The sequence below is a fragment of the methanotrophic endosymbiont of Bathymodiolus puteoserpentis (Logatchev) genome (genome assembly GCF_900128525.1).
GTDB lineage: Bacteria > Pseudomonadota > Gammaproteobacteria > Methylococcales > Methylomonadaceae > Methyloprofundus.
Genome location: NZ_FQTQ01000027.1, coordinates 1 through 1,278, shown reverse-complemented (window position 1 = coordinate 1,278; position 1,278 = coordinate 1). Strand labels below are relative to the sequence as shown.

At 40.0% G+C, this 1,278-nt stretch carries 1 protein-coding gene and 1 pseudogene; one reads left to right on the top strand and one right to left on the bottom strand.

Features of this window, described 5'->3' with window-relative positions; all coding sequences use genetic code 11:
• Positions 1-57: 57 nt before the first annotated feature.
• The gene (gene rlmA, locus BQ7314_RS01675; protein WP_245394874.1) at positions 58-918 is read left to right on the top strand and encodes a 23S rRNA (guanine(745)-N(1))-methyltransferase; all 861 of its coding nucleotides are present in this window, start codon (positions 58-60) and stop codon (positions 916-918) included.
• Positions 919-1,088: 170 nt separating this feature from the next.
• Here the strand turns inward: rlmA and BQ7314_RS01670 are convergent.
• A pseudogene (locus BQ7314_RS01670) lies at positions 1,089-1,278 on the bottom strand (hypothetical protein); the annotation flags it as partial.

Here is a 1,278-nt window from a genome sequence, read left to right as displayed (position 1 = left end):
TATTGGGTATAGGCGATATTCCTCCGTTATCGGAAGTCATCCGTGCGGCCGCTGCCTGTGGATAATGAGAAGTTACACCTTATTTACCTAAAACCCATGCCTTATATTTGCCCTATTTGCCAAACACCTCTGCGCCAACAGCTGTCCACACGAAGCTATCAGTGCAGCAATGACCATCACTTTGACATAGCTAAAGAAGGTTATATCAACCTACTACCTGCACAATATAAAAAATCCAAAGAGCCCGGCGATAGCAAAGAAATGATGCGCGCTCGTCGCAATTTTTTAGAAGCAGGTTTTTATCAACCGCTCGCGCAAGCGATCAGCAATATAATTGACCAACACCTAGCTGACATCCCAAAACCACGTATATTAGATATGGGGTGCGGAGAAGGCTATTACAGCCGGCAAATTGAAGTATTAACGCAACATAACAAGCTAGATTTACACGGACTAGATATTGCCAAAAATGCCATTTTAGCCGCCGCCAAAAAGCAAGCTACAGCACAGTTTATCGTTGCCAGTAGTGAACGCATGCCTTATAGCGACAACTTTTTTAATTTACTACTACGAATTTATGCTCCCTCTAATAATAGTGAGATCAAACGCCTACTAAAAACGAACGGCTACTTACTAACCGTTACCCCAGGGCCACGCCATTTATGGCAATTAAAAGAACTCATCTATCAAGACACCAAAGAGCATGATACACAAGCCCCTTTACCAGAAAATTTTACCACCCTGACAAACCAAAGAGTCAGCGACATAATAATACCCAATCAAGACCAACGTATGGATTTATTACAAATGACTCCTTTTGCATGGCGTGCTACAAAACAAATGACCCATGCCATTCAGCAAGCTCAAGACTTAGAAATTGAAATAGATTTTATATTGACACTTGCAGTCAAAAGCTAGCGTGCGGCAAAAATACTGCACTCTACTCTCAAGTATAATTATCCCCTAGCGCCTGAGCCTAAATTTTGACGAGACATAGCTACACCTCCCTCTGTAACCAATAAACCTGAATTCGCATAATAAATACATACCCCATGTGTTGACTATTATAATTAAATAAGGGATTTAAACTATTCTATATAAAAATCATCATCTAGTTCTTCAATGCCCACATTTCTCTTTAAGATAGCGTCTTGGCTAGTTTTCTGTAAGTCTATAACGTCCTTTACTTGGCCTATACAGCGTTTTGCATCATCGTAACCTTGATCTATCCATTCATTAATTTTTGATGCCTTGAAACTTAATAAATCCTTAAACTGA